General features: G+C 69.5%; 25 protein-coding genes. 6 read left to right on the top strand and 19 right to left on the bottom strand.

The window, feature by feature from the left end:
- The first annotated feature begins 113 nt into the window (after positions 1 to 113).
- Together OV207_RS27960 and OV207_RS27955 are read left to right on the top strand one after the other, a co-directional pair.
- Positions 114 to 1,067, top strand: a complete 954-nt coding sequence (locus OV207_RS27960) for a GNAT family N-acetyltransferase (protein ID WP_193428934.1) — start codon at positions 114 to 116, stop codon at positions 1,065 to 1,067.
- A 38-nt stretch (positions 1,068 to 1,105) separates the two neighbouring features.
- Entirely contained in the window at positions 1,106 to 1,975 is an 870-nt protein-coding gene (locus OV207_RS27955; protein WP_267558108.1) for a hypothetical protein, read from the top strand.
- Positions 1,976 to 1,994: 19 nt separating this feature from the next.
- On the opposite strand, the gene OV207_RS27950 is transcribed toward OV207_RS27955, so the two are convergent.
- The 7 genes from OV207_RS27950 to OV207_RS27920 form a co-directional block, all read right to left on the bottom strand.
- Entirely contained in the window at positions 1,995 to 3,167 is a 1,173-nt protein-coding gene (locus tag OV207_RS27950) for a zinc-dependent alcohol dehydrogenase (protein WP_267558107.1), read from the bottom strand.
- Positions 3,168 to 3,431: 264 nt separating this feature from the next.
- On the bottom strand, positions 3,432 to 4,757 hold the full coding sequence (locus OV207_RS27945) for a hypothetical protein (RefSeq protein ID WP_267558106.1): 1,326 nt from the start codon (positions 4,755 to 4,757) through the stop codon (positions 3,432 to 3,434).
- A 133-nt stretch (positions 4,758 to 4,890) separates the two neighbouring features.
- A complete protein-coding gene (locus OV207_RS27940) occupies positions 4,891 to 5,121 on the bottom strand; it encodes a hypothetical protein (protein ID WP_267558105.1) in 231 nt (76 codons plus the stop codon).
- Between the two features lie 453 nt (positions 5,122 to 5,574).
- On the bottom strand, positions 5,575 to 7,653 hold the full coding sequence (locus tag OV207_RS27935; protein WP_267558104.1) for a molybdopterin-containing oxidoreductase family protein: 2,079 nt from the start codon (positions 7,651 to 7,653) through the stop codon (positions 5,575 to 5,577).
- 303 nt (positions 7,654 to 7,956) lie between these two features.
- The gene (locus OV207_RS27930; protein ID WP_267558102.1) at positions 7,957 to 8,823 is read right to left on the bottom strand and encodes a hypothetical protein; all 867 of its coding nucleotides are present in this window, start codon (positions 8,821 to 8,823) and stop codon (positions 7,957 to 7,959) included.
- A 50-nt stretch (positions 8,824 to 8,873) separates the two neighbouring features.
- Positions 8,874 to 9,200, bottom strand: a complete 327-nt coding sequence (locus tag OV207_RS27925; protein WP_193428926.1) for a hypothetical protein — start codon at positions 9,198 to 9,200, stop codon at positions 8,874 to 8,876.
- 189 nt (positions 9,201 to 9,389) lie between these two features.
- The gene (locus tag OV207_RS27920; RefSeq protein WP_267558101.1) at positions 9,390 to 10,271 is read right to left on the bottom strand and encodes an ATP-grasp domain-containing protein; all 882 of its coding nucleotides are present in this window, start codon (positions 10,269 to 10,271) and stop codon (positions 9,390 to 9,392) included.
- Between the two features lie 267 nt (positions 10,272 to 10,538).
- Between OV207_RS27920 and OV207_RS27915 the strand changes: the two genes are divergently transcribed.
- Positions 10,539 to 11,570: a serine hydrolase domain-containing protein gene (locus tag OV207_RS27915; RefSeq protein ID WP_267558100.1), complete on the top strand. Its 1,032-nt coding sequence runs from the start codon at positions 10,539 to 10,541 to the stop codon at positions 11,568 to 11,570.
- Positions 11,571 to 11,641: 71 nt separating this feature from the next.
- Here OV207_RS27915 and OV207_RS27910 read toward each other — a convergent pair whose 3' ends face one another.
- From OV207_RS27910 to OV207_RS27895, 4 genes are all read right to left on the bottom strand, one after another.
- Complete coding sequence (locus OV207_RS27910; protein WP_267558099.1) at positions 11,642 to 12,610, bottom strand: hypothetical protein; 969 nt, start codon at positions 12,608 to 12,610, stop codon at positions 11,642 to 11,644.
- Entirely contained in the window at positions 12,607 to 13,005 is a 399-nt protein-coding gene (locus OV207_RS27905; RefSeq protein WP_267558098.1) for a phage holin family protein, read from the bottom strand. The genes OV207_RS27910 and OV207_RS27905 overlap by 4 nt, the downstream gene beginning before the upstream one ends.
- A gap of 79 nt (positions 13,006 to 13,084) precedes the next feature.
- Positions 13,085 to 13,522 carry a hypothetical protein gene (locus OV207_RS27900; protein WP_193428920.1) on the bottom strand — a complete coding sequence of 146 codons (438 nt, stop codon included), beginning with the start codon at positions 13,520 to 13,522 and terminating at the stop codon, positions 13,085 to 13,087.
- A 198-nt stretch (positions 13,523 to 13,720) separates the two neighbouring features.
- Positions 13,721 to 14,203, bottom strand: coding sequence for a hypothetical protein (locus OV207_RS27895; protein WP_267558097.1), 483 nt, complete (start codon positions 14,201 to 14,203; stop codon positions 13,721 to 13,723).
- 103 nt (positions 14,204 to 14,306) lie between these two features.
- Here OV207_RS27895 and OV207_RS27890 point away from each other — a divergent pair, with 103 nt between their 5' ends.
- Positions 14,307 to 14,537 (top strand): hypothetical protein, encoded by a 231-nt coding sequence (locus tag OV207_RS27890; RefSeq protein WP_267558096.1) that lies wholly within the window; start codon positions 14,307 to 14,309, stop codon positions 14,535 to 14,537.
- A gap of 549 nt (positions 14,538 to 15,086) precedes the next feature.
- Complete coding sequence (locus OV207_RS27885) at positions 15,087 to 15,251, top strand: hypothetical protein (RefSeq protein ID WP_267558095.1); 165 nt, start codon at positions 15,087 to 15,089, stop codon at positions 15,249 to 15,251.
- Between the two features lie 480 nt (positions 15,252 to 15,731).
- Here OV207_RS27885 and OV207_RS27880 read toward each other — a convergent pair whose 3' ends face one another.
- The 5 genes from OV207_RS27880 to OV207_RS27860 all read right to left on the bottom strand — a co-directional run bounded on the left by OV207_RS27880 (position 15,732) and on the right by OV207_RS27860 (position 19,792).
- Complete coding sequence (locus tag OV207_RS27880) at positions 15,732 to 16,238, bottom strand: SgcJ/EcaC family oxidoreductase (RefSeq protein WP_267558094.1); 507 nt, start codon at positions 16,236 to 16,238, stop codon at positions 15,732 to 15,734.
- 79 nt (positions 16,239 to 16,317) lie between these two features.
- Positions 16,318 to 16,833, bottom strand: coding sequence for a hypothetical protein (locus tag OV207_RS27875; RefSeq protein WP_267558093.1), 516 nt, complete (start codon positions 16,831 to 16,833; stop codon positions 16,318 to 16,320).
- Positions 16,834 to 16,882: 49 nt separating this feature from the next.
- A complete protein-coding gene (locus OV207_RS27870; RefSeq protein WP_267558092.1) occupies positions 16,883 to 17,878 on the bottom strand; it encodes a HEAT repeat domain-containing protein in 996 nt (331 codons plus the stop codon).
- A 14-nt stretch (positions 17,879 to 17,892) separates the two neighbouring features.
- Complete coding sequence (locus OV207_RS27865) at positions 17,893 to 19,110, bottom strand: hypothetical protein (protein WP_267558091.1); 1,218 nt, start codon at positions 19,108 to 19,110, stop codon at positions 17,893 to 17,895.
- A gap of 136 nt (positions 19,111 to 19,246) precedes the next feature.
- On the bottom strand, positions 19,247 to 19,792 hold the full coding sequence (locus tag OV207_RS27860) for a DUF2378 family protein (protein WP_267558090.1): 546 nt from the start codon (positions 19,790 to 19,792) through the stop codon (positions 19,247 to 19,249).
- A 224-nt stretch (positions 19,793 to 20,016) separates the two neighbouring features.
- On the opposite strand from OV207_RS27860, the gene OV207_RS27855 reads away from it, so the two are divergent.
- A complete protein-coding gene (locus OV207_RS27855; RefSeq protein WP_420715268.1) occupies positions 20,017 to 21,843 on the top strand; it encodes a fibronectin type III domain-containing protein in 1,827 nt (608 codons plus the stop codon).
- A 61-nt stretch (positions 21,844 to 21,904) separates the two neighbouring features.
- Here the strand turns inward: OV207_RS27855 and OV207_RS27850 are convergent, their stop codons facing one another.
- From OV207_RS27850 to OV207_RS27840, 3 genes are all read right to left on the bottom strand, one after another.
- Positions 21,905 to 23,374 carry an ELWxxDGT repeat protein gene (locus OV207_RS27850; protein ID WP_324291571.1) on the bottom strand — a complete coding sequence of 490 codons (1,470 nt, stop codon included), beginning with the start codon at positions 23,372 to 23,374 and terminating at the stop codon, positions 21,905 to 21,907.
- A gap of 225 nt (positions 23,375 to 23,599) precedes the next feature.
- A complete protein-coding gene (locus OV207_RS27845; RefSeq protein ID WP_267558088.1) occupies positions 23,600 to 24,736 on the bottom strand; it encodes a hypothetical protein in 1,137 nt (378 codons plus the stop codon).
- 96 nt (positions 24,737 to 24,832) lie between these two features.
- Positions 24,833 to 25,282: a hypothetical protein gene (locus OV207_RS27840; RefSeq protein WP_267558087.1), complete on the bottom strand. Its 450-nt coding sequence runs from the start codon at positions 25,280 to 25,282 to the stop codon at positions 24,833 to 24,835.
- Between the last annotated feature and the right edge of the window lie 101 nt (positions 25,283 to 25,383).

Below are 25,383 nucleotides of genomic sequence, written 5' to 3'. Positions count from 1 at the left end.
GGTGCACTCCAGGGGGCGTGACGGAGCAGGGGAGGGAGCGTCTACCCTTGCGCGGCGTTGGGGAGGCTCCAGGGGGGCCGTGCGGAGAGCTTCCGCCAACGGGAGGAACCGACATGCAGCCCATGACCCAGTGGAGAGCCATTCTCGTCCCCGATGAGGGGCAGCGGGCCTGCTCGGCGGACTACTTCCGTTCGGAGCAGCACCTGAAGGCGGAAGGGGTCACCCACAGCCTCATCGTGGAGGACGGGGAGGGCCGGGCGCTGCGGGTGCCGCTCATCGTGCGCGCCATCGAGGGGACGCCGTACCGGGACGCGGTGTCGCCGTACGGGTTCCCCGGCGCGGAGCTGAACGGACTGAGCGAGGTGCCCTCCGACGCCATCGACTGGCGGGGCACGGAGCTGGTCAGCATCTTCGTGCGCGACCGGGTGGGCGGGCTGCGCTGCTTCGCGGGTGGGAGGCTGCGCAGCGAGGTGTACCTGGTGGACACCAGCCAGCCGGTGGCGTTTCGCGGCGACCACGACGCGGACATCCGCCGCAACACCCGGCTGGGCTACGTCAGCACCTGCGTGCCCGTGAAGGACACCACGTCCGAGCAGCGCGAGGGGCTCAAGGCGGTCTACCGGCAGACCCTGGCCCACGACGGGGCGGAGGCCCGGTACGACTTCTCCGATGCCTGGTTCGACGAGGTGCTCACCTGCGGCTTCGCCTGGCTGGTGACGACGCGCGCCCCTGACGGCGCCATCGCCTCCTCCACGCTCGCGGTGCTCAGCGACGGCCTGCTGCACCACTTCCTGGGAGGCACGGCGGACGCGTACCGGAAGCACTCCCCGGAGAAGAACGAGGTGCCGCTGCTGGTGGACCTGTCCGCGAAGCTGGAGGCCCGGGTGCACCTGGGCGGCGGCCTCCGGCCGGGTGACGACCTGGAGCGCTTCAACCGGGGCTTCGCCAACGTGACGGCCCCCTTCTACACGCACGACCTCGTCTGCGACCCCGCCGTGTACGCGGCGCTGTCCCAGGGCCACGAGGGCACGGACTACTTCCCCGCCTACCGCGCGCCGCGGTCCTGAAGCCGGCTGTCCCCCCATTTTTTGAAGGAAGGACTGACATGGTGCTCTCGCTGCCCCAGCTCCGTGACGCGGAGAACGCCCACTTCGCGTGTCTCACGGAGCGGGAACTCGCTGACCGTCGGCGCGAAGAGGGTGTTCGCGTCATCTCCCACCGGGGTCATTACTGGGAGCAGTCGGGCGCGCCCGGCTTCTTCCAGCCGGTGCACCTGCTGGCCCGGCTGACGCCCGCGGAGGCGACGTCGCCCACGCCGCTGGCCTGGGGCTTCCGCGCGGCGCTGACGCCGGAGACGGCGGGCGCCGCCACCGGCACGGTGCCCGTGGTGCGCCTGAGGGACCTGGACAGCTATGACGCCAGCCACCTGTCCTCGAACCGGCGCAACAAGCTGCGCAAGTGCCAGAAGATGGTGCGCATCGTCCAGCTCACCGGGCCGTCGGTGCTGCTGGAGCAGGGCTACGCGGTCGTGCGGGATGCCCTGTCCCGGACGCAGCACAAGAAGATCCCCACCATGGAGGACTACCTCAAGGACGTGCGGCGGTACTTCATGTCCGACCACTGGTGCGTGCTCGCCGGGATGATTGACGGCAAGCTCGGCGGCTACCTGGACGGCTACGTGGTGGACGGCGTCGCGTATGGCTTCAGCGCCTACTACGCCACCTGGGCGCTGCCGACGAACATCTCCACCGGGCTGAGCTTCGAGTTCGCGCAAATCTGCCGGAGGCTCAAGACCGTCCACACGCTGGTGGGCGGCCTCCATGCGCGCGAGGCCACCCAACTGGGACAGTTCAAGGACGACCTGGGCTACATCGTGGACCCGGTGCCCATCCAGTGGGGGATGAACCCGCTGGCGAAGGCCTTCATCCGCTGGCGGCGTCCCCACGCCTACTACCGGCTGACGGGCCTGGAGTAGGCGGGGGAAGGCAGGACGCTCAGGGCGAGAGGACGACCTTGATGCAGCCGTCCTCCTTGTCGCGGAACTTCTTGTAGAGCGCGGGCGCCTCCGACAGCTTCGCCCGGTGGGTGATGAGCCGGGTCGGGTCGATGGCGCCCGCTTGAATCTTCTCCAGCAGGGGCCGCGTGTAGCGGTGCGTGTGCGTCTGGCCGGTCTTCATGGTCAGGCCCTTGTTGACGAAGGCGCCCATGGGGACCTTGTCCAGGAAGCCCACGTAGACGCCAGGGACGGACACGGTGCCGCCCTTGCGGCAGCAGTGGATGGCCTGGCGCAGCGCATGGGGCCGGTCCGTGGCCAGCTTCACCGCGGCCTTGGCCTTGTCGAGCACCGCGTCGAAGCTGCCGGTGCCATGGGCCTCGGCGCCCACCGCGTCGATGCAGCGGTCCGGGCCCCGGCCCTTCGTCAGCTCGTTGAGCGTGTCGAAGACGTCCTGCTTCAGGAAGTCGATGGTCTCCGCCTTGCCCCAGGACTTCGCGAGCGCCAGCCGCTCCGGGACGTGGTCGATGGCGATGACCCGGCCCGCGCCGAACATCCAGGCGCTCTGGATGGCGAACTGGCCCACGGGCCCGCAGCCCCACACCGCCACGGTGTCGCCCTTCTCCATCTCACAGTGCTCCGCCGCCATGTAGCCGGTGGGGAAGATGTCCGTGAGGAAGAGCACCTGCTCCTCGGTGAGGCCGTCCGGAATCTTGAGCGGGCCCACGTCCGCGTACGGCACGCGCACGTACTCGGCCTGGCCGCCGGAGTAGCCGCCCAGCATGTGCGAGTAGCCGAAGAGGCCGGAGGGCGAATAGCCCATCACCTTCGCGGCGACCTCCGCGTTGCGGTTGGAGCGGTCGCACAGCGAGAACAGCGTCTTCTGGCAGAAGAAGCACTCGCCGCACGCGAGGTTGAAGGGGACGATGACCCGGTCCCCCTTCTTGAGCTTCGTGACGCTGGCGCCGGTCTCCACCACCTCGCCCATGAACTCGTGGCCGAGCACGTCCCCGCTCTTCATGGTCGGCATGTAGCCGTCCAGCAGGTGCAGGTCCGAACCACAGATGGCCGTGCGCGTGACCTTGATGATGGCGTCGCCGGGGGCTTCAATCTTCGGGTCGGGGACGGTCTCGTAGCGGACGTCTCCGTGACCGTGCCAGCAGATGGCTTTCATCGCGCGCTGCTCCTTGGAAGGGATGGTTTCCAGGAAGTTGATTCCTGTCCGCGTCACTGGCAGAACTGGCGCCTGGGCGCTGCCTGCCTGTCTGTCTTCCAGGGGAGGCATGCAGGCAGGCAGCCAGGACGACGGATTGGACCTGGGGACGATGCGCCCGGGCGCCCGTGCGCGGGCCACCCCTCATCCCCCACCTGAACCCCGCGTCCCCAGCTCTCGTCCCGGTGGCCAGGAGTGGGGACACCGGCGGCACTGGGCTCCGCGTCACGGAGGCGTGTCGCCGACCGTGGCCTTGTCGCCCAGCCGCTGCTTGAGGGCATCCCAGCCCTTGCTGCCCGCTTCGCGCGCGCGGTCGAGCGTCTCACCCGCGCCCTGGGCCACCTGTTCCGGGGCGAGCGTCGCGGTGCCCTGGCGCACCCGCTCCATCCAGGCGATGGGCTCATGGAGCTGCTTCGCCTGTTCGGGGCCGAGCGCCACGGTGAGCACGTGCTCCAGGCCACCGGCGCGCGCGAGCAGGGCCCGTCCCAGGAGCAGGCCCGCGCGGGCCTGCTGGAACACGGGCAGGCTGTCGCCGTGCTTGCGCAGGGCCTCCGCGCTGTCGTGCACCTCGCGGCGCTCCGGCTCCTCCAGGAAGGGACTGGCCGCGAGCTTGTCGAGCGAGGCCGCCGCCTCCGCGTAGCGTTCGCGCCGCGCGTGGATGAAGGCCCAGCCCCACCAGGTGAGCTCGTTCTCCACGCCCAGCGTCTGGAGCGAGCGCAGGCCCTGTTCGATGTCGTCCTCCGCGGCCGGTTGCCGCTTGAGGGCCATGCGGTTCCACGCGCGCAGGAAGTGCCCGGCCGCGAGCACCATCTCCCGCGACTGCGCGGGCGTGCTTCCGCGGATGGACCCGAAGTCCTCGGCGGGGAGGCGCTCGGCCTCGACGAGGAAGGCGTTCAGCTCCTCCTCGGCGGCGTAGTGGTAGCCGGCCTGGCAGAAGGCGAGTCCCCGGTTGGCCTGCACCGCCGCGCGCAGGGGCGGGGACCAGGAAGGGGTCGGCGTGGCGCGCGACAGCTCGTAGAGGGCCAGCTCCGTGGAGGGGATGCGGCCGGCCTTCGCGGCCCGGTCCAGCAGGAGCCAGACGCTGGCGAGCAGCGCGTGCTCGTGGCCTGCGTCATAGGCCGCCAGGGGCACGGGGCTGCCGGGCATCCACTTGGACCACAGCAGGGGGAACTCGTCCTCGTCGCGCGTCTGGAGCGTCTTGCGCGCCTTGTAGAAGGCGACGCCCAGGTTCAGGTACGTGCGGGCCGCGTCGCGCGTCGCTTCGTCGGTGAGGGGCTTGTCGGGCAGCTCGCGCGTTTCGGCCAGCGCCTTCCAGAGCAGGGCCACCTCCTCCGGGGCGCGAGGGTCCCCGTCCGCGCGCAGGGTGAGCTTGAAGGCGCGGTAGGGGAGGATGGCGACGGAGTCGCGCATGCGCTCCTCCATGTCGGCGCGCTCCTTCGCGGCGCGCTCGGCGTCGGTCGCCCGACAGCCTCCGCATGCGGTGGCGCCCACCAGGACGAGGACTGCGAGGCGGTGGAGCAGCGAGCGGTTTCCGGGAGGGCGGGCCTTCATGGCCGCGACGGTAGCACCCGGCCCTTGGAAGCAGCGAGCAGGGGGCGAGTGACCCTGGGCGTGGAGGACGGGCCTATTGGAGTTCCACCTGTTCCCTGCACCGTCTATGCGCCTTGGAGAGGCGGGCGGGTCCTCACAGGAGCTTCATCCACGCGATGATGTCGTGCGAGTCCCGCGGGGTGAGGAGGATGCCTCCAGGGGCGAGCGCGAAGGTGTAGTGGGTGAGCACGTCCTCCAGCGTCTTGGCCGAGTTGTCGTGGAAGTAGGGCGCCGTGTCCTTGATGTTCCACAGCGAGCTCATCTTGAAGTGGTTGAAGTCCTCCAAGCGGCCGGTGATGAGGAAGCGGCCGGGATCAGGCGACAAGCGCAGCTCGGGCAACCAGATCGGACTCGGTGTTACCCTCTGGCCGCGCCGGAGCCACGCCAGTCCGCGCGTAGTCCTTCAAGGCCTGGGAGGAGAACAGCCACCCATTCGCGCTCGCGGGGAATGGCTCTCCGCATCCTGCTGCGAGCCACAAGGCCACCACTGCGGTCTGATGGATTCGCTTCGTGGACTTCTGCGTCATGGAATGGGGCTCTCGAAGCGAGGGTCGGAACGCATTGACGTGGAAACACCGAGCCTCAGCCAGCCGAGGTAGGTCCGTTCAGGGGGACTTCCCGACGGTGGTGGGGAGTGGACGCGGGATGAAGGCGGAGCAGGACACTGCACGAAGGCGAACACGTCGAAATCAAACGTCCTCTTCAGCAACCCGGCCGGGTCCACTCGCGGCGTCCCCTGCTTCATCCGCTCCGTTCTGGCCGCCGCCTCCTTCCCCGCTCAGCTCGCTCCCTCGACCTCCACCAGGTTGTCGTAGAACGTCGCCCCGCCGCCCATGTCGGTCACCGCCTGCGAAGTCGTGTGATTCACGTTTCGCCCGTCAGGTGTGAGCGCGCTCAACCAGAGCGACGGAGCGACGACCACCCCCGGTCGTGCCTTCTCCGTCACGACGGCCTCGGCCAGGAACGCACCGCGATCGTTCCGGATACGTACCCTCTGGCCGTTGGTGATCGAGCGCGCCGCCGCGTCGATGGGGTGGATCTCCACGTGCGGGCCCTTCTCGAAGCGCGCCAGCACATTGCTGAACGTGCTGTTCAAGAAGTAGTGACCGGGCGGTGAAATCAGCGCCAACGGATAGCGTGCAAAGAGTTCGGGGCTCGACGCGCTGCTCTCCCGTGGGGGAGTCCATGTCGGCAGCGGGTCATGGCCGTCGCGGGCCATTCTCGCGGAGAAGAGCTCGCACTTGCCGGAGGGCGTCGAAAAGCCTCCTTCGGCGTATGGCGCGAACGGCGTCGGAACATTCAGGCGCACTGAACCCTCGGCTTGAACGCGCTCAAGTGTGATCCCCGCGAGCCAGGGGTGCTCGCTCTGCAGCGCCTGCCGCGCCATGGACTCGTCACTGTCCTGGAAGCACGGGTCGCTGAAGCCCATGTGCGCCGCGAGCCTTCGGAAGAGATCCGTGTTCGGGACGGCCTCACCGAGCGGCGCGATGGCCGCCGCGTTCCACATGACATACAGGTGGCCGTAACCGATGTGCATGTCCACGTGCTCAAGCTGCGTGGTCGCCGGGAGGAGGAGATCCGCGAAGTTGGCCGTGTCCGTGTGGAACTGCTCGTGAACGACAGTGAAAAGATCCTCGCGCCGGAGCCCGGCTTTGACGCGCTCCAGGTCGGGAGCCACACTGGCTGGATTCGAATTGTAGACAAAGAGCGCCTTGACGGGTGGGTCGGTGACCTCCGTGAGGATCCGCCCAAGCTCGACCATGTTGAGGGTGCGGGTGCCGGGCGGGATCAGCTCAAAACGCTGCAACGCGGCATGATTGACCGGGTAGGTTTCGTAGGTCCATAGCTGGACACCGCCAGAGGCGGAGCGCCATGCGCCGGTCACCGCTGGCAAGCACGAGATGGCGCGCACTGCCATCCCTCCTCCGGCGTGGCGCTGCATCCCGAAATTCAGGCGGATGGCTGCGGGCTTGCTCGTCGCGTATTCAACTGCGAGGGCTTCGACCGTCGCCGCTGGGATCCCGCAGATGGCCGCGACCCGCTCAGGCGGGTACTCGGCGGCGCGCGCTGCCAGCTCGCTCCGGCCCACGCAGTATCGGTCCATATAATCCTCGTCGCCCAGGCCGTCACGGAAGATGACGTGCATCATCCCGAGCGCCAGCGCCGCGTCAGTCCCCGGCAGCAGCGCGATATGTTCATCGCACTGCTCCGCGGTCCGCGTCCTCCGTGGATCAATCGCTATCACCCTCGCCCCTCTCTTGCGCGCCTCGGTGACGAACGGCCAGAGGTGGGGGTTCGAGCTCAGCGTGTTGGTGCCCCACAGGAGGATCGTGCGCGCTCCTCCGAAGCACTCTGTATCCATGCCCATGGAGCTGCCCACGCTGTAGGCCATGCCGACCATGCCGGCGGATCCGCAGATCGTGCGATCAAGGAGCGAGGCGCCGAGCTTGTGGAAGAACCGTCGATCCATCGAACTGCCGTGTAGGAGCCCGAGCGTGCCGCTGAACGAGTACGGCAGGATTGCCTGCGGCCCCCACTCCGCGATGATCTCCTTGAACCGGTATGCGATTTCGTCGAGCGCCTCCTTCCAGGAGATCGGCTCGAAGCGCCCCTCACCTTTCGCGCCCACGCGGCGCATCGGCTGGAGTACGCGGCCGGCATGATAGGTGCGCTCCAGGTACCGGGAGACCTTCGCGCAGAGGAAGCCCTGAGTCGTCGGGTGGTCGGGATTGCCTCGTACCGCGACAGCCCGGCCAGCCTTGACCGTGGTCAGCATGGAACAGGTGTCCGGGCAGTTGTGCGGGCACACGTTCCGCACGACTGTCGTTCCTGGGTCTTCAATGATTGTGGCGCTCATCCGAAACAATTTACCACAGCGTCGTGCGGCACTTTCCCGACAGCCACGTCGCCGACAGGTACGTCCGACGTTTCTGTCGGCCGGGTGCTCAACCCAGGGCTCGTTTGACGTGATCATCAAGGCTTGAGCTGCTCTGGGGATGCGCGAAGGACATCCCACCCCGGAGAAGCTGCGACGGGCCACCGAGGACCTGGTACGGACGGTGAGGCAGTTACGTGCGGCCACTCCGCTCGCGAAGCTCGCGGCCTGGTTCCGCCACGGCCTCTGCTTCCTTCAACTCAACTGAGCCCGGCGTCAGGTGCTTCAATCCGTCAGCCAGATGAATCGAAGCGAGCGGCCACCGAAGGCCTTCCAGAGCGTCGAGTCAATGCCCTCGGCGTAGTGCCAGACGCCTGCCCAGTCGCGTCTGCGCAGCCAGAGTTCGCTCGTCGTGTCCTGCTGGATCACCATGCTCTGGGTGTTGGTGCAGCCAGAACGAAAGTTGTTGGCCGGTGAGATCGGGTTGCAGATGACGCCCACGCCAAAGCCGCCCTGCATGGATGTCTCGATGAGCCCCGTCCTGGAGCCCTGGCAGAAGGACCAGGCTTCGATGGCCTTGCCCCGTCTCGCGCCGTCGGCATCGAGGTCGACCTCCAGGCGGATCTGGTTGGGTTGGAGGTCTGGCGCATCATCCACGAGAATCAAGAGCGCCTCCTGATGGACCCTGAGCTTGTAGCCCATCAATTTCCGGCCCGGGCTCTGGCCGGTCCGCATGTGATTGGCGTCGAGGGAGATCATCGGGGCCGCGCCGCCCCGGGCACAGACGTGGGTTGAACCTGCACCGTGCTGCTCCACGAAGAGGACGCCTTCCGCGCCGGAAGCGTCGCAAACACCGTTGCCCACGATCCTGACGTGCCGGCCTTGGGCCTGTGCTTCGGTCAGCGTTGCCGTCCACAAGCGGCCAAGGCCGGTGTCAGCATTCTCATACGCGTACCACGGGCCCTGGCACGAAGTGCTCTTCGCGACCGCGACGGCCACTCGCGGGGACGCGGTTCCGGCGCTGAAGCGCAACCCCTCCGCACCCGCACCGATGGGACCGACGAACTCCGAGGCGTAGGCGAGGCCAGGGAGCAGGGCCAGCACGGTGAGAAAGCTTGCCCATCTCATGGCGTTCTCCTTCGCGACGTCCACTTGCCGTGCTTCCGCGCGAGCACCAGGGCGCCCGTTCGTGAGCCATGGGGCTACCGGAGGTCGATATGGCTGATCTTCTCGATGCCGAAGTTGTCGCAGGTGCCGGTGCCAACGATCATGACCGGCCGACCATGGACCCTTGCTTGGATCAGCGCCTCGGTCCACAGCCCCCCCAGGCCGCTGTCCGCGTTTTCATAGGCGTAGTAGCGCTGTCCGCCACATGCGGTGACCATGGGAACCGCAACGGATACACGCGCGGGAGACGTCCCCGTGCTGAAGCGTATCCCTGCCGGGTCGATGAGGCCGGTGAACTGCGAGGCGTGCGCGGTGCCGCCCAGCAGCGCCAGGGCCGAGGCCAGACAAGCTCCCCTTTTCATGATGCCCCCTCCTGTCCCTCGAGTCTGGAGTGCGAGCGCCCGAGCATCGCTCGGTGACGACTCCAGCTCCGAGGCGGCTCCTGGCTACGTCATGAAGGATATGCAGCCCCCCGCTTCGAGGGCAGTGCGTTGGGAGGGCTGCAAGCGACTCTCCGGCCGGTGCCTCCATGGGCCCGGGCAGGCGCCGACCTATCCCAGGAGCGCCGCGAAGAGCTCCCGTGGGTCCAGGCCGGGCGGGAGGCCAGAGACGCCTCCGTCATTCACCTCCACCACGGCCCAGCCGCCGTCCTCGAGCATCGCGACGTCCAGGGTGAAGAAGGGGGATGGGATGCGCCTGCCGAGCGATTCGAAGGCGGAGAAGTCCGGAACCTCCACGTCGAACTCATGGTACGGCTCCGCGGCGATCAACCGACCCCGGCCGAAGAACAGGCGGAACTCCAGGTGCGCGGGCCCCGCGGGCGTGCGTCCGTAGACCTTGAGCGGCAGGAAGCGGCGGACCACGAACCCGCGCTCGAAGCGGTCGCCGCGCGCGTCCAGCAGGTTGGCGCAGATGCGCTCGAAGTCCTCGCGCGTGGCACCGGCAGGAACGAAGCACGCCTCCGCCCAGCGCTCCTTGGCGGACTTCACGTGGTCCTTCACGAGCCATGGCGACGGCCCCAGCGCCTTCGCCGCGTGCCAGGCCGCGGTGGCATCCGGCTCCTGCGTCCACACCGAGCGCGCGGTGTAGCCCGCGAGGCGCGGATACCAGTTCGGCAGGTAGTTCGCGGCGGCGTACTGCTCGGGGGTGGTCATCAGCCGGTGCCCGAGCGCGGAGACGGCCTCATCGAGTGCGCCGTACTCCTCTTCCGTGAGCATCCACCCGCGATAGAGCAACGGCAGACGTCCCCGCTCTGGCACCCCGGCGAGCGCCCGCGACGCATCCCCCGACAGCAGGGCGGAGAGGTCCGCCTGATACGTGTCGAACCCCAGCGCCTCCGCCGCGTCGGCTTCCACGTCGAACGTGTCGGACTGGTGCGGATTGCGACCGAAGAGGAGGGCGGGGGTGACGGAGCGGGAACGGAGGGAGGGCATCCACGAACCTTTCGTCAGGGTGGGCGCAGCCCCTCCGGGGCCAGCGATGCGACACGCGGGAGGGAAGGGCATGCGGGCCGAGCCAGACGCCGGCATCCGCGGGACCTGACACGGCCACGGCGAACGCCACGAGGGGCGAGCGCGGGCGACGCGTCGGTGGGGAGGGGCCTTCCAGCAGGTGGACGTTGGCGCATGGGAACTCCTGACGTCGTGGGGCCAGGAGGCTTGCTTCGCGGGGCAGGGGGCCCGTAAGAGCCGCATCACCCCATGCCGAATCCCTCTGAAATCCTCCACGCCGAGACGCGGCGCTACCTGCGCGGGTATCGCTCCGCGTCCCTGTGCGCGGGCATCACCTGGCAGGGGGTGCACCACGAGGTGGGGCTCCGGGGGAAGGGGACGCCTCCGCCCACGGACGCGGTGTTCTCCCTGGGGGCAATCACGGAGGTCTTCACGGCGGCGCTCCTCGCGGTGCTGGTGGATGGCCAGCGGCTGCGGCTGGACACGCCGCTCTCGGAGCTGATTCCCCGGGCCCTGCTGGTGGATGACGTCGCGGGCCGCATCACCGTGGAGCAGCTGGCCACGCACACCTCCGGCCTGCCGCACCTGCCGCCCAACCTGCATGCGGCGCCGCAGGACCCGGAGGATCCGTTCGGTCACTACTCCGCGGGCCTGTTCGGGGAGTTCCTGCGGAGCTACCACCCGGAGCGCCCACCGCCGCGCCCCCATGCGGAGTCCTTCCTGGGGATGGGCGTGCTCGGTCATGCGCTCTCAAGGCGCGCGGGGCTGAACTACGGCCACGCGCTGCGGGACCTGCTCTTCAAGCCCCTGGGCATGGTGGACACCACGGCGAGGGTGACGGACGAGCAGGCGCCCCGGCTGCGGCCCGGACACACCGCGCGCGGCAAGCCGGTGCCCCCCTGGACCTTCCCCGCGCTCCCCGGCGCGGGGGCGCTGCACTCCACCGTGGGAGACCAGCTGCGCTTCCTGGACGCGAACCTGGGACGCGGTGAGCCTGCCCTCGTCCGCGCCTTGCGGCTGACACACGCTCCCCGCGTGGAGGCCGGGGCCGTGCGCAAGGGATTGGGGTGGACCGTCTCCCAGGTGCGTGGGCATGACGTGGTGTGGCGCTCGTCGGTGATGGGCGGCTTCGTGGGCTTCCTGGGCTTCGCGCCGGACGCGGACGCGGGCGTGGTGTTGCTGTCGGACCACGGCTGGTCGCTGTTCGCCGGGTTGCGCGGGCGCGTGCCGTTGGAGGCGCCGGGCCTCGCGCTGCTCTCCCGACTGCTCCCGCGGCCCTGAGGTGGGGGCCTCCGGACCGTGACGTGACACCGGGTCCGGAGGACTCCCACGCTTCAAGGGCACAAGGGTGCTCAGTGCACCTTCGGCTCAATCTGCTCCAGCGGTGGCAGCGGTGGGATTCCACCGCTGACTCCCCTGGAGACCGGGCCGGAGGAGGACGCCTCGTCCTCCTGGGACGCGTCGCTGCCTTCGAACTTCTGGCTCACCTGGTCCCCCAGTTGCGACAGCCCCTCCTGCGCGCGGCGCTTGGCGGGCTCGATGAGCTGACGTTCCTTGTTGGTCACGGGCAACAGGCTCGCGGTGAGCATGCCCAGCGCCACCGCGCCGAGCGCGAGCGCCAGGGGCTGCTCCTGGAGGGCCTTGTCATACCAGTCCGAGGAGCGTCCGCGGAGCTCCCGGGTCGACGGGACGCGCTCGTTCAGGTGCGACGCACGGGTCCGCACGACGTCGGCCGTGTCGTGGACGCGTCCGCGCAGGGTCTCCGTGGCTCCGCCCACCCGCTCCCTCACGTTCTCCGTGGTGCTGCCCACCGACTCCCTGGCGGAGCTCAATGCGCCGGCCGCGCGGTCCTTGAGGTTCGTGCCCTCGTCCTGGCCGCGCTCACCCGCCTCCCCGCTGTACTCGGGGTAGGGGACGTCACGGCCCGACCCGTAGGCGGCGTAGGCCCGCTCATGGCCCCGGATCCGGTAGCCGCGCTCGTCGTAGCCGCGCTCGTCGATGCGGGAGCGGAAGACCCGCTTCATCACCATGGAGCCCACCCCCGCGCCCAGCAGCGCGCCCAGCAGCCCCAGGCCGCGAGGGGTGTGGGTGGCCTCATCTGCCAATTCATACGTCTTGCGCATCGTCGTCTCCTTCGCCTGTGATTTCCAGTCGAGCACCTTGTCCCGGGCCTGCTGTTTCAGCGCCTCGCGCTTCTCCACGGCGAGGTGCTTCGCGTGCTCCGTCACCTCTTCCTTCTTTTCGAGCGCGAACTCCTTCGCGCGGGCCTTCAGGAGCTCGGGGTTCGCACGGCGGCCGAGCTCGTCCGCCAGCACGCTCATGCGTGCCCGTGCATGTGCGATTTCGCGGAGCGCATCGTCGTGCTCGCCCATTGGCTGTCCTCCTTGAGGGTCTGGATGGTCTTTCGCGGTGCGTGGATCGTCTTCAGTCGTTTCGCTCCCACGGCGGCGAGGCCCGAGCCTGCCGCGAGCAGCAACACGGTCACCAGCAGCGCGCTGGCCCACAGCGGCATCACCTGCGCGAGCGCGATGACCAGGAAGGCCACCAGCGCCATGGCGCCCAGCAGGAGCACCACTCCGCCCGCGGCGACCATTCCGCCGCCGGCCGTGGCCTTCTTCGCCTCGGACTTCAGCTCCGTGCGCGCGAGCGTGAACTCCGCGCGGAGCAGGTGACGGCCCTGCTCGATGAACTCGGAGACCAGGGCGCCGAGTGGCACCTCTCCTGTCCGGCCAGTGTCCCTGAGTCTGTCCTGCTCGAAGCGGGTTCGTGAGGAATCGGTTTCCATGGCCGTCCCCTCACGCCTTGAGGAATCGCGCGGCGACGAAGCCGAGCAGTGCACAGCCCGCCAGCGTCACCCCCGGGCGCTCACGCATGCGCGTCTGGGCCTGACGCAGGAGCTCCTCGGTCGAGTTCTGCTCCAGCGTATCGGAGGCCTTGCGCACGAAGCCCACCGCGCTGCCCAGCAGCTGCTGCGGCATCTGCGTGTCACCCTGGCCCGAGATGGACTCCAGTTGTTTCGCGAACCCGTTGAGGCTCTCCACCAGGGCGCCCTTCCGGGAGTCCACCTGGGAGAAGGCTCGCTCGCGCGTCAGCCCGCCAATGCGCTTCACCTGCTCCTTTCCTTCCTGCGAAAGGCCCGCCCGGCTCCTGTCGTCACCCGACGACGGGACCTGTCCCTCACGGTTGTAGAAGCCGGGACTTCCCTGACGCTCCTCTTCGATGATGCTGCCCATGTCGCAACCTCCTCTGACGTGGATGGCTCACGTATTCCGTTGCACGACTGCACTTGAAGCTATGCAATCGGACGTGAGCTGCCGCGAGGGGCGCGTGCGCTGGTCGTGGAGCAGGCGTTGGGACTGCCCTGGTTCAAGACCAGGGCAGGGAATGCGGATGAAACATTGAACGAAGGTACGGGCGCGCGGCCGTGCCGTTCAGGGAATGCTGAATCGGTAGGTCTGCACGACGCCCGAAGGCTCCATCTCGAAGTCGCGCACGTTCCGGGGCGACCCGCGCTCGGTGCGCTGGGCGAGCTTGAAATCGCCATTGCCGTTGCGGGTCTGGAAGCGGAATTCGTAGTGGCCTGGCTCGGCGGGCAGCGTGAGCGTGGCCATCTTCGACACGGAGAGGTTGACGAAGCCTGGGAGGGGTTCGCCGTCCGCCCGGCGCACGAAGCCGATGGCGCGCAGGAAGGGAGAGCCCCCGGTGAGGACGAGATACTGGGGGTCGGCGGCGGGGCGTGAGGGCTTCGCCGTTTCGGGGGCGGGGGCTTCGGGCTCGCCCGGCTCCTCGAGGGCAGGACGCGCGGCGTTCTTGCCTGCGCGCTTCGCCTTGGCGGTGGAGGGCGCGGGAGACGCCTCTCCAGACGCCGCCGAGGGAGCCGCCGCTTCGGTGACGTCAGCGGAGGGGGAGGCCACGGACGGTGCCTCCTTCGAGGTCGCAGGGGCGGCGGAGGGAGACGGAGCCTGGCCTTCCGCCGGCTCGGAGGCAGCCTTGCGCTTCGTGGAGCGGGCCGGGGTGGTGCGAGCCTTGACCGGGGCCTCGCTGTCTTCTGCCGAGGTCGCGCTAGAGGCAGGCTCCGGTTGGCCCGGTGGTGACGCTTCGGGCGTGGCGGTGTCCCCGGAGCTCGCCGGAGGCGTCTTCGTGGTGCTCGCGGTGGTCACTTCGGATGTGGCGGTGTCCCCGGGGCTTGCCGGAGGCGTCTCGGGAGCGCTCGTGGTGGTTGCTTCGGACGCAGCGGTGTCCCCATGAATTGCCGGAGGCGGCTCCGTGGCGCTCGCGGTGGTCGCTTCGGATGTGGCGGTGTCCCCGGGGCTGGGAGGGGCGCCGGGGGTGTTCTCCGGAGGAGCGGCACTGGTAGCGCTCTTCTTGGCGGCCCGTGCACGGGTCGCTCCGGTAGCAGCCTGAGTCGGGGTTGCAGGCGTCACGGTCTTCTCCGTCTCGCGCGCCGGAGTGGTGGGCGCCGGGGGCGTGGTCGAGGGCGGCAGGTCCAGAGCACCCTGCTTCGACTTTGAGGCAGGCACCTTCGCGGCCTTCGCTTCCTGCTTCGGCTTCGCGGCAGGCGCCTCTGCGGGCGTGGCTGGCTTCGACTGCACGGTGGACGAGGGCGTGGCTGGCTTGGACTGTGCGGCAGGAGCCTTCGCGGGCATGGCTTGCTTCGACTTCGCGGCAGGCGCCTTCGCGGGCGTGGCTTGCTTCGACTTCGCGGCAGGCGCCTTCGCGAGTGTGGCCTGCTTCGACTTCGCAGCAGGAGCCTTCGGAGCCTGAGCCGCCGGCTTCGACCTCGCGGCGGGGGCAGGCGTGGCCGGCTTCGACCTGGCGGGCGGCGTCTTCACCTGCACCGCCGGCTTCGTCTTCGCGGCAAGAGCCTTCGGAGCCTGCACCACCGGCTTCGACTTCGCGGCAAGAGCCTTCGGAGCCTGCACCACCGGCTTCGACTTCGCCGCAGGAGCCTTCGGAGCCTGAGCCGCCGGCTTCGCCTTCGAAACCGCCGTGGCCCCGCGCGCGGGAGCGGCCTTCTTCACCGCGCTGGGCGCCTTGCCGGTGACAGCCCGGCCCACGGGCTTCGCGGCGGTCTTGCCGGGTGCACTGCGGGAGGCGGACTTGCCTGGGGCTGCGGAACTGGGAGCTGGACGGCGCTGGGCCATGGATTCCTCATCGGAGGTCCCGAGCGGTCGGCGCCGTCGCCCCTCCGTTCCCCGATGGCTAGTGCAGCCTCGGCCGCATCGCAAGGAGCACGTGACGAGCACGCCCCTCACCTGTCAGCCGGCCACCTCCACGCCCCGCCGGAGAGGGGAGCAGGAAGCACTCCCCTCCGCCAGCGCAGGCCCCACGGGGCCCGCTCTCACGGCCCCAGCCGCGTGGGAAGAGCCCGCCCGGCCCGGAAACCCCGGACGTGCGGCGTCCTCTCCCTGTCACCCGCGGCCGGGCCCTCCGCACGCGGGGCTACGGCGCGGGCTTGGGCGCGGGCTTCACGTCGGTGTTCTGGCCCGTGACGATGCGCCACTGGTTGTCGGTGCGCTTCAGCACGTACTTCATCTGCGTGCGCAGCACCCCCTCCTCCGTGTTCTGCACGCCCGGGGGGAGGCCCGTGTGGCCGGTGACTTCATGCACCGTGTCCACCACGGCGACGTCCGGACCGGGGAAGACGAGCCGGCGCACGGTGACCTCGGCATGGCTCGTCTTGAAGATGCTCGCGAAGATGGCCGCGTGCCGCGCCTCGATCTCCTCGCGCCCCTGGAAGACGGTGCCGACGATGTTCGTGAAGTCCGCGTCGTCCGTGAAGGACTGGGTCCAGACCGCGGCGTCGTGGGCGTTCCAGCCCGCGGTCTGCTCGGTCACCAGCTGGCGGATGTCCTGCTCGGCCTGGGCCTCGTCCAGCGTCGCACAGCCAGCGGACAGGAATGACAGACTCAGGACGGCGAGGCTTGAAAGCATGGAAGAACGGGTCATGGCGGGCAGTCTGCCACGGCCCGTCTGGCTGTCTTGCTGAAACGGAGGCGCGGCGGGAAGACCGCGCCTCCTGGCTCAACTAGTCCAGCACGCCCACGGTCTCGGAGCGGTCCACGGCCTCGCCCTTGGTGGTGTGGCTGGCGTACCAGGACGTGTCGTTGGTGCCGGCCTTGTCCTGCTGGAGGTGGGCGTGGGGGCCGGTGGAGTTGCCGGTGGCGCCCTCGTTGCCGACCTGGCAGCGGTCGCAGGTGCGGTCATACGAGTCCGCGGTCTTGATGAAGTGCCACTGGCGGAACGTCCAGCCGCTGGCCCAGACGTGCTTGGCCTCGTTCTGGGTGCCGCTGCCCGTGCCGCTGCAGTGGACGCCCGACGTGCGGACCGTCACGTTCCAATAGACGGAGCCGACCACGCCGGTCTCCGCGCCCCAGTAGTTGCAACGGCCGCTGGAGATGTCCACGGCGCCGTGGAACTTGCCGCTGGAATACTTGGTGGTGGCCGTCACCGTGCCGGGGAAGGGCGACTTCACCGTGTGGGCGCCAGCGATGAGGGGGAGGAGGGTCAGTGCCGCGAGGGACGCCTTCGTCGTGTAACGCATCGGATGTTCCTTTCGGGCCGGACTCCCGGCCCTGGGGGGTGAGTGACCGCTACGGAGCCTGTTGCAGCCGCTGCTTCTCCCTCAGGAGCAGCTCCCACTCCTGAAGACCCGTGCCGAGCGCGCGAATCCACGCGTCGATTTCCGGTGCCATGCCCGGGTCGATGCCGCGGAGCCGTTGCAGCTCCGGCACCGCGCTCGCGAATCCCAACTGGGCGATGCTCCGCACCAGCGCCTTGCGCACGCCCGCATCCCGTTCGCCCCGGTACATGGCCACCAGGGACTCGCGCGCCTGCCCCATCTGCTCCGCCGGCACGCCGCCCAGCGCGAGCGCCGCGGACTGACGCACCTCCGCGGAGTCGCTGCGCAAGAGCCCCTGGAGCTTTCCCGTCGCCTCCGCGCCCAGCTTCTCCGTGTTGAGGGTGCCCAGTATCTTCGCCGTCGCCTTGGGGTCCCGGGACGCCGCCGCCGCCGCCACCGCCGTGTCCGTCGCGGACCCGAGCTGGCCCGCGTAGACGAACTGGTTGTCCTCCTGGAGGTTGGTCGCGGCCTCCATGCGCACCTCCGGCGACGTGTCCCGCATCAAGCGCTCGTACATGTCGCCCGTCTTCTCCAGCGCCCCGGTGCGCCGCATGGCGCGCACGGTGGCGGAGCGCACGGCCGGGTCGCGGTCCTCCAGCGCCCGCTTCGCCACGGCCTGCATGGCGCCCACGTCCGCTTCCCGCTCGCTGCGCGCGACCATGGCGGCCGCCAGGTGCTCCGCCATCGTGGGGTCCGTCTCCCGCTCGAACGCGGCCTGGAGCTCCGCGCCGGGCAGGGTGACGGCAGCCTCCCGCAGCAGCATGCGCAGATAGCGCTGGTAGGCCGGGGATTTGGACGTGAGCCCCCGGCGGATCTGATCCATCAGCCCCGTCACCGAACAGGTCTCCCCCTCCAGCGCCGGAGGGGTGGACGCGGCCTGGGCCACGGCCGTCAGGGGAACGAGGGGGCCCAGCGCGAACGCCAGCCATCCCAGGGTGCTCAGGCGGAAGGAAGACATGCGAGTCATTGGGAGTCCCAGGCTCAGGCGTGGTGGTCCATGCACGCGAAGGGGTCCTGGTTGGGCAGGCTGTTCCACACCCGCATGAAGTCCAGGACGCCGCTGGCGTAGAGCTGCTCGAAGATGCGGTATTGCTCCTGGAAGCGCGGGTCGATGGCGGCCATGTTCGCCATCACCGGCAGCGCGTCCTTGCCCGCCACGCGCGCGGAGAAGCGGAACAGGGCCCAGCGCACGCACACGGACGGCTCCGTGGGGAACGTGCGCGCGAACAGCGCCAGCACCTGCTGCTTGTCCTGGGACAGCGACAGGTTGTGCGCCGCCGCGTCCCGGCCGTCCTCGTTGCCCTCGCTGGTCAGGATGCGCGAGAAGCGCTCGGTGGACGCCGCGTCGAGCACCGGCGCGGTGTGCATGGGCGTGGACTGCGCCAGGTAGCGGATGTCCTCGTCGGGCGAGTCCGTGGCGATGGTGAGCAGCCGGTCCAGGTACGGCGCGGCGTTGCCCGTCCGCTCGAAGTCCTTCTTCATCACGCGCGCCACCGTGCGGGTGGCGGCCCAGCCAGCCTCCGCGGAGGCCGGGTCCCGCGCGAAGTCCGTCAGCGAGTCCAGCGCCGCCGGCTCCAGGCGCTTCTGCGTGTCCAGAGCGGAGAGCATGCCCGCGCGCCGCCCCGTCTCCAGCTTCGGATCCAGCCCCGCGGCCATCAGCTGCGCGACCACCTGCGGCTGCTGCACGGCCTCCGAGTCCCGCAGGGCCGACAGGTACACCTGGAACTCCTTGCCCGGAGCGTCACGCGCCCACCCCAGCACCTCCCGGGCGCGCCCCGCGTCGTTGCCAATGAGCTCCGTCAGGCGCTCCTTCAGGTAGTTGCGGACGACCGAGTCCCGCGAGGCCAGCAGCGGCGCCGCCCAGTCGCGGAAGGTCTCCACCGTCACCTGGTCGTTGAAGCGCTCCAGGTCCCGCCAGCACGTCCCGGACTCGAACCGCCGGGGCGCCGCCTCCGCCTCGCCCCCCTCCAGCGAGCCCCGCCCCGTACCGCCCGCGCCGCCCCGGGACGTGGTGCCCTCGCGCGAGTCCTTCTTGGGGGCCGGGACGGCGCCCCCGGCTTCGGTCGCCGGGTCCCGGGAGAGCAGGGCCACGCCGGTCAACAGCACGAGCAGCCCGAGCCCTGACGCGACCAGGGGCTTGCGCCAGCGCGGGGGGCCTTCTCCGGGGGAGGCGGAGGGAGGAGGGGAGTCTGGGGACATGGCGGCCAGCCAGGGAGAAAGGGTCTTTTCCCATTTAGACCCGGTATTCTCCGGCAGACCAGTACAAACCGACCAGGCGGTATCTTTTTATAAGACTATGAAAAAGTGCCGCGGTGCGGTGGGGGCGGGCGCGGGCTCAGGGGTCCCAGCGCACGCGGTAGGAGCAGGCGTGACCGTCGAAGCCGAAGGGTTCGACGCGGGGGTGCTTCGCGCCGGCGCGGGTGAGCCCCGCTTCGATGATGCCCATCAGGTAGCCGGGGTTGCCGTTGCACTCGCTCACCTTGATGGTGTGGTTCGCGCGGCCGTGGGTGATGAGCTCGGTCTTCAGGTAGTTGTTCACCGTGGCGAAGCTCTCCTGCATGCGGGAGAGGACGCGGTCGGGCCCGAAGATGGGCCACAGGGACACGAGCGCCTTGCCCAGCAGCGTGTGCTCCATGCCGGTGATGATGCCCACGCCGAGCTGGCGGTAGCCCTCCTGCGCGTCCAGGTCCGGGTAGAGGTGGCGCGCGGTGAGGCGCAGGGCCTCGGCGAAGACGCGGCGGGGCGTGTGGTGCGGAATCTTCACGTCCAGGTCCAGGCCGATGGCGCGCAGCTGGTCCTTGAGCTCGGGCGTGAGGCGCTTGCCCACGGAGCGCAGGAAGAGCCCTTCAATGGCATGGCGGTAGACGATCTCTTCGCTCAACGCGGCACCCTTCCGAGCCTGGAACCTCGGGAGCATCCCTGGATTGGCCCTGCAATGCACTCGCGCGCCGGGTGCGGGCTGTCCCCTGAAGTGATCAGGGGCCGTGACGCATGCGCCAGGGCCAGGGTGGGGCGCTCCTCGCGGAAATCGTCCGGGGCGTTTGACCCGTTTTCCAGGGTCCGGTCCTCCCTCCCTCCGCACCCCCTCCTGGGAGGCTTCACCCCATGCATCCCCATTCCCCCTCGCGCGCGGTCCGGTCCGCGCGCAGCGTCGCGGTCGCGCTGCTCCTGATGGTGTTCCCCACCCTAGCCGCCGCCGCGGACCGGGGCGCCTGGGCCCCGGGCGTCGCGTACGTCGTGGGCGACATCGCGTCCCATGGCGGCAAGGGCTACGACTGCCGGCAATCCCATACGTCCCTGCCGGGGTGGGAGCCGCCCAACGTCCTGGCCCTGTGGCTGGAGCGCACCGGCAACCCGCCAGCGGACACGCAGGCCCCCACCGCGCCCACGGGCCTTGCGTCTCCCTCCAAGACGTTCGACAGCGTGTCGCTGACGTGGGGCGCTTCGTCCGACAACGTGGGCGTCACCGGCTATGAAGTCTTCGTCAACGGCAACGCCGCACCCGGGGCCACCAGCTCGGCGGCGAGCGTCACCGTGACGGGCCTGTCCGCCAACACCACCTACACCTTCACGGTGAAGGCGCGGGACGCGGCGGGCAACCGTTCTGCGGCGAGCGCGGCGTTCAGCACCACCACGCCCACGCGGCCCGCGACCGACACCCAGGCCCCCACCGCGCCCGGCTCCCTGCGCTCCACCGGCGTGACGGCCAGCAGCGTCACCCTGGCGTTCAATGCGTCCTCCGACAACGTGGGCGTCACCGGCTACGAAGTCTTCGTCAACGCCAGCGCGACGCCCGCGGCCACCAGCACCACGACCAGCGCCACCGTGACGGGCCTGTCCGCCAACACGACGTATACGTTCACCGCGAAGGCGCGCGACGCGGCCGGCAACCGGTCCTCCGCCAGCAACAGCGTCGCCGTGACGACGGGCAACACCGCGCCCATGGGCAACAAGGTGCTGGTGGGCTACTGGCACAACTTCGACAACGGCTCCACCAACATCCGGCTGCGTGACGTCTCCTCGAAGTTCAACGTCATCCAGGTGGCCTTCGCGGAGCCGGTGCCGGGCGCGGGCTCCGGCACCATGGGCTTCACGCCGTACAACGCGACGGTCGCGGAGTTCAAGTCAGACATCGCCGCCCTCAAGGCGCAGGGCCGCAAGGTGCTCATCTCCCTGGGCGGCGCGAATGGCACCATCCACCTGGACGACGCGGCGGCCCGGCAGAACTTCGTCACCAGCATGCAGGGGCTCATCAACACGTATGGCTTTGACGGCCTGGACCTGGACCTGGAGGGCGCGTCCCTGGCGCTGAACGGCGGGGACACCGACTTCCGCAACCCCACCACGCCCCGCATCCAGCACCTCATCGCCGGCACCCGGCAGCTGCTCAACGACAACGGCGCGGGCTTCCTGCTCACCATGGCGCCGGAGACGGCCTACGTGCAGGGCGGCTATTCGGCCTATGGCGGCCCGTGGGGCGCCTACCTGCCCGTCATCCACGCGCTGCGCGACCGGCTGACGTACCTGCACGTGCAGCACTACAACACCGGCACGGTGACGGCGCTGGACGGCCGCGCCTATGCGCAGAGCACGCCGGACTTCCATGTCGCGATGGCGGAGATGCTGCTCCAGGGCTTCCCCGTCGGTGGCAACCCGGGCGCCGTCTTCCCCGCGCTCCTGCCCTCGCACGTCGTCATCGGGCTGCCGTCCTCGCCGCAGGCCGCGGGCGGTGGCTACACGACGCCCGCCAACGTGCACAAGGCGCTGGACTACCTGATGAAGGGCCAGTCCTTCGGCGGCACCTACGTGCTGCGCAAGGCCGGCGGCTACCCGGGCTTCAAGGGGCTGATGACCTGGTCCATCAACTGGGACAAGTTCACGAACTTCGAGTTCTCCAACAGCCACCGCGCCTACCTGGACACGTATCCGTAAGCCGTGATGCCGCCCGCCCACCGGCTGCACTCCGGTGGGTGGGAGGCGTGCGGCGTCGCGCCTACCGGGCGGCGGGCCCCGGCGGGCAGGTGAAGTTGGCCGGCACGGACCACAGCTGGCGCAGCCCGGTGTCGTCGTAGGCGGTGAAGAAGACGCGACCGCCCACGCGGGTGAACGAATCCGGCCTGGCGACGTCCGCCAGTCGGCCGGTGGTCGCCACGCTGCCCCGGGTGAAGTAGGGGATGATGGGCCCAGCTTCCGCCGGGTCGGCGCCGAACAGGACCTGGCCCGCGCCGGTGGCGAACAGGGGGGACCAGTACTCGTCTCCCCGGGAGAGCGTGTTGTAGAGCCTGCGGGTCCCGGCGGCGGTCCCACTGGTCGCCCACAGCGACACGTTCACGGGCGCGGGGCCAGGGCTGCCGATGGCCATGGAGAAGTAGAGGTCGCCTCCGGAGACGACCGCGCGCTGCAGGTAGGGGTACGCGTCCTCACCGGCGCCGAAGGGGTTGGGCAGGGTGGTGACATGGGCCTTGCCCCCGCCGTTCAACGAGAGTCGGTCGATGCGCAGCCGCTTCGTCGTCGGGTTGTCCATGGAGTCCAGGTAGACGTACGAGCCCAGCGTCCCGATGAGGCCCACGGGCTTGCCGAACGCGTCCAGCCGGACGGTCCCCGCGGAGGTGCCATTCGTCTTCCACACCTCGTAGTTGGGGCCGTCCGCCAGGATGAACACCCCGGGGTCTCCCACGCGGTTCACCTGCGTGATGTCGAGGGGCTCCGCGTCCAACTGCTTGACGGCCGTGGTCCCGGCCAGCGTGCCATCGGTGCGCCACAGGGTGGTGCCCGTGTCCTGGCCGAAGAAGAAGATCAACGCATTGCCGACCTTCAAGGTGTCGGCGTCGAGTCCGGAGAACCCGCTGAAGTTGCGCACCCGCAGCGTGCCCGCGACCGTCCCGTCCGAGCGCCACAGCTCCGGCCGCGACCCTCCTCCCGGCACGGGCACGTAGCGGAAGAAGACCAGCCGCCCATTGATGTCGGTGAGATTGTCCAGCGAGGACCCCGCGGGCCCGGGCGTGATGTCCTCGACCCGCCGGGTCCCGGCCTCCGTCCCATCGCTGACCCAGAGCTCGTTCCCGGTGGCCGGGTCGGAGAACTGGAAGAAGAGCCGGTTGCCCACCGCGACCAGGTTCTCCGGCTGGGGGGCGTTGAGGGAGTCCCGCGGAAACACCTTCACCGGGACGGTGCCCGCCTCCGTGCCGTCGCTGCGCCACAGGATGGCGTCACTGTCGTACGTGGAGGTGATGAAGTAGAGCGTCCCCTGGACGTCGGTCAGCTCCCCCATGAAGCCTCCCAGGCCCGGCGTCATGACGGCCTTCACCCGGGACGCCACCCCTTCGGGGCACGCCTGCGCGTTCACCTGGGCGGGCGCAGCCTCCGCCGACGGGAGCACGGGCTCCCCTGACACGTCTTCACCCACCGAACCGCCACAGCCCATCCCCGCCAATCCCAACCACAGCAGGGAACCCCAATTCATTACACGCATGTCCTCTCCTTCCGGCCCAAAGCAAGCAGAGGGTGGGGTGCAATGCCTTGGCATCCAAGGGGGCCCCAGAGGAGGTAGGACTGTTTTCATGTATTTTCCTGTTTTTCCAGGAGCGTGAAAACTTCCGCCAGCGTGGCTCGCGCAGTGGGCCGGGCTGTTGAAGGCGTGTCCGGTGTGCTCCCGCCGCGGTGGCGGTGGGAGCGGGCGGCACGTCCGTCACTCAATCGTGGAGTTCGTGACCGCGATGGGCGTGTCCCCGTGATTGGAGATCTGCGGATAGGTCTCGTACCAGGAGCCACCCCGGTTGTTCTGGATGACGGAGCGGTCGATGCGGATGTCGCCCGAGTGGTCGTTGCTGACGAAGAAGATGGCGCTGCCGTGGGCGTTGACCTCGTTGTGTTCGATTCGCGTGCCGCAGAGGGACAGCGTCATCGTGTTGCCGTCGTTGTAGATGGCGCCGCCGCTGCCTCCGCCCGGGGTGTTCGGCCTGGCGGGGTTCGCGCCGTTGCCGATGGCCCGGTTGTGGGAGAACAGGCTGTTGATGACGGTCCACGACACGCCGATGCTGCTGATGCCGCCGCCGTTGGAGCAGACCCCGCCGTAGCCCTCCTTGCCGCCGAAGGTCGTGTTCACCACGTAGACGGGCCGCCCCTCGTACTGACTGAAGACGCGAAGGGCGCCCCCGCCGACGTCGGGCCCGACGTCGGCGCAGGCGTTGTTGAAGAAGCGGGAGTTGATGACCTTCACCCGCCCACCGCGCACCCAGACCGCCCCGCCCCCGTCGAACTCCGTCTCCGCCTTGGAGCTGGCGTCCACGAACGTGAGGTTCTGGAGCGTCAGCCGGGGATGGTCCTGGTCCTGGCAGTGGGAGGTCGTCCACACCTGCTTCGGGTCGCAGGTGTTCATGTAGAGGATGCGGTGCTTGCCCGCCCCGCTGAGCGTCACCAGGCCCTTGCCGTCGATGACGATGTCAGGCCCCTTGTCGTTGAAGACCTTCGCCGTCCTGTCGAGCGTGAGGGTGACCGGCTCCGGCCCACAGTCGAAGGTGATGACCCCGCCCCTGGCCACGGCGTCCACGAAGGCCGCGCCCGTACAGCTCGCCGGCGTCCCGGTCCCCACGACGGTGGTGGGCTTGGAGACGTCCGCGAGGCCCGCCTCCGCGGGCACGCTGCACGTGGCCTCCGCGTTCGGATTGCCGGCGGGAGGCCCGTCCTTGGGGTTGGTCAGCGGGTTGGGCACGTCCACGCCGGGGCCCTCATCGTCCGAGCAGCCCGCCGCGCAGGCGAGCACGACGCCCGCGGCCAGCGCGCGCACCGCGGTCGAGGGGAATCTGCGAAGTCTCTTCGAGTGCATCCATCCTCCGGGATGGAGGCAGTGTAGGGCGGCGACCCGCCGGAGACGAGTTGGTCCGCTCCCCTCACGCCGTCCCGGTGCGCCCCACATCGCCCTTCAGTGCGGCGGCTCCGGAGGCCCGGCGCGCTCCTGGGGCGCGATGGTCCGCTCCACCTTCTTGCGCATGAGCCGCCGGGTGGCGGTCTCCTCTTCTTCCGTCCGCTGACGCCGCCGCACCAGCCCCTGGGTTTCGTCCACGAACCAGAAGATGACGCGGAAGAAGGCCGCGATGACGGTGATCAACAGGGAGGACAGGAACCAGCGCAGCACGCCGCCCACCCAGCCGCCCACCGTCACGTCGATGGCGTAGGTCCCCGTGAGCGGGACGAGCACGAACGCGAAGTAGTGGGAGGCACAGTAGGGGCAGGACACGAGATAGCCCGCCCAGGTGTCCTTCCCACCCAGCCGCTCACGCACCCCGGCGAAGATGCGCTCCCGGGTGAGGGTCTGGGCCATGCCCATCACCACGGCCGAGACCGCGAAGAGCTGGAACAGGTTCACCTTCACGCGGCGTCTCCACGTCCTGGCTGACAGTGCACCGCGTGAAGGTGGAGACAGGTCCGGCGAATACCTCTCGGCCGCCGGGACAATGGACAGCCGGGGCCCGG

This window comes from Corallococcus sp. BB11-1, assembly GCF_026626625.1.
GTDB classification, from domain to species: domain Bacteria; phylum Myxococcota; class Myxococcia; order Myxococcales; family Myxococcaceae; genus Corallococcus; species Corallococcus soli.
This window is presented reverse-complemented; position numbering and strand designations above follow the sequence as displayed.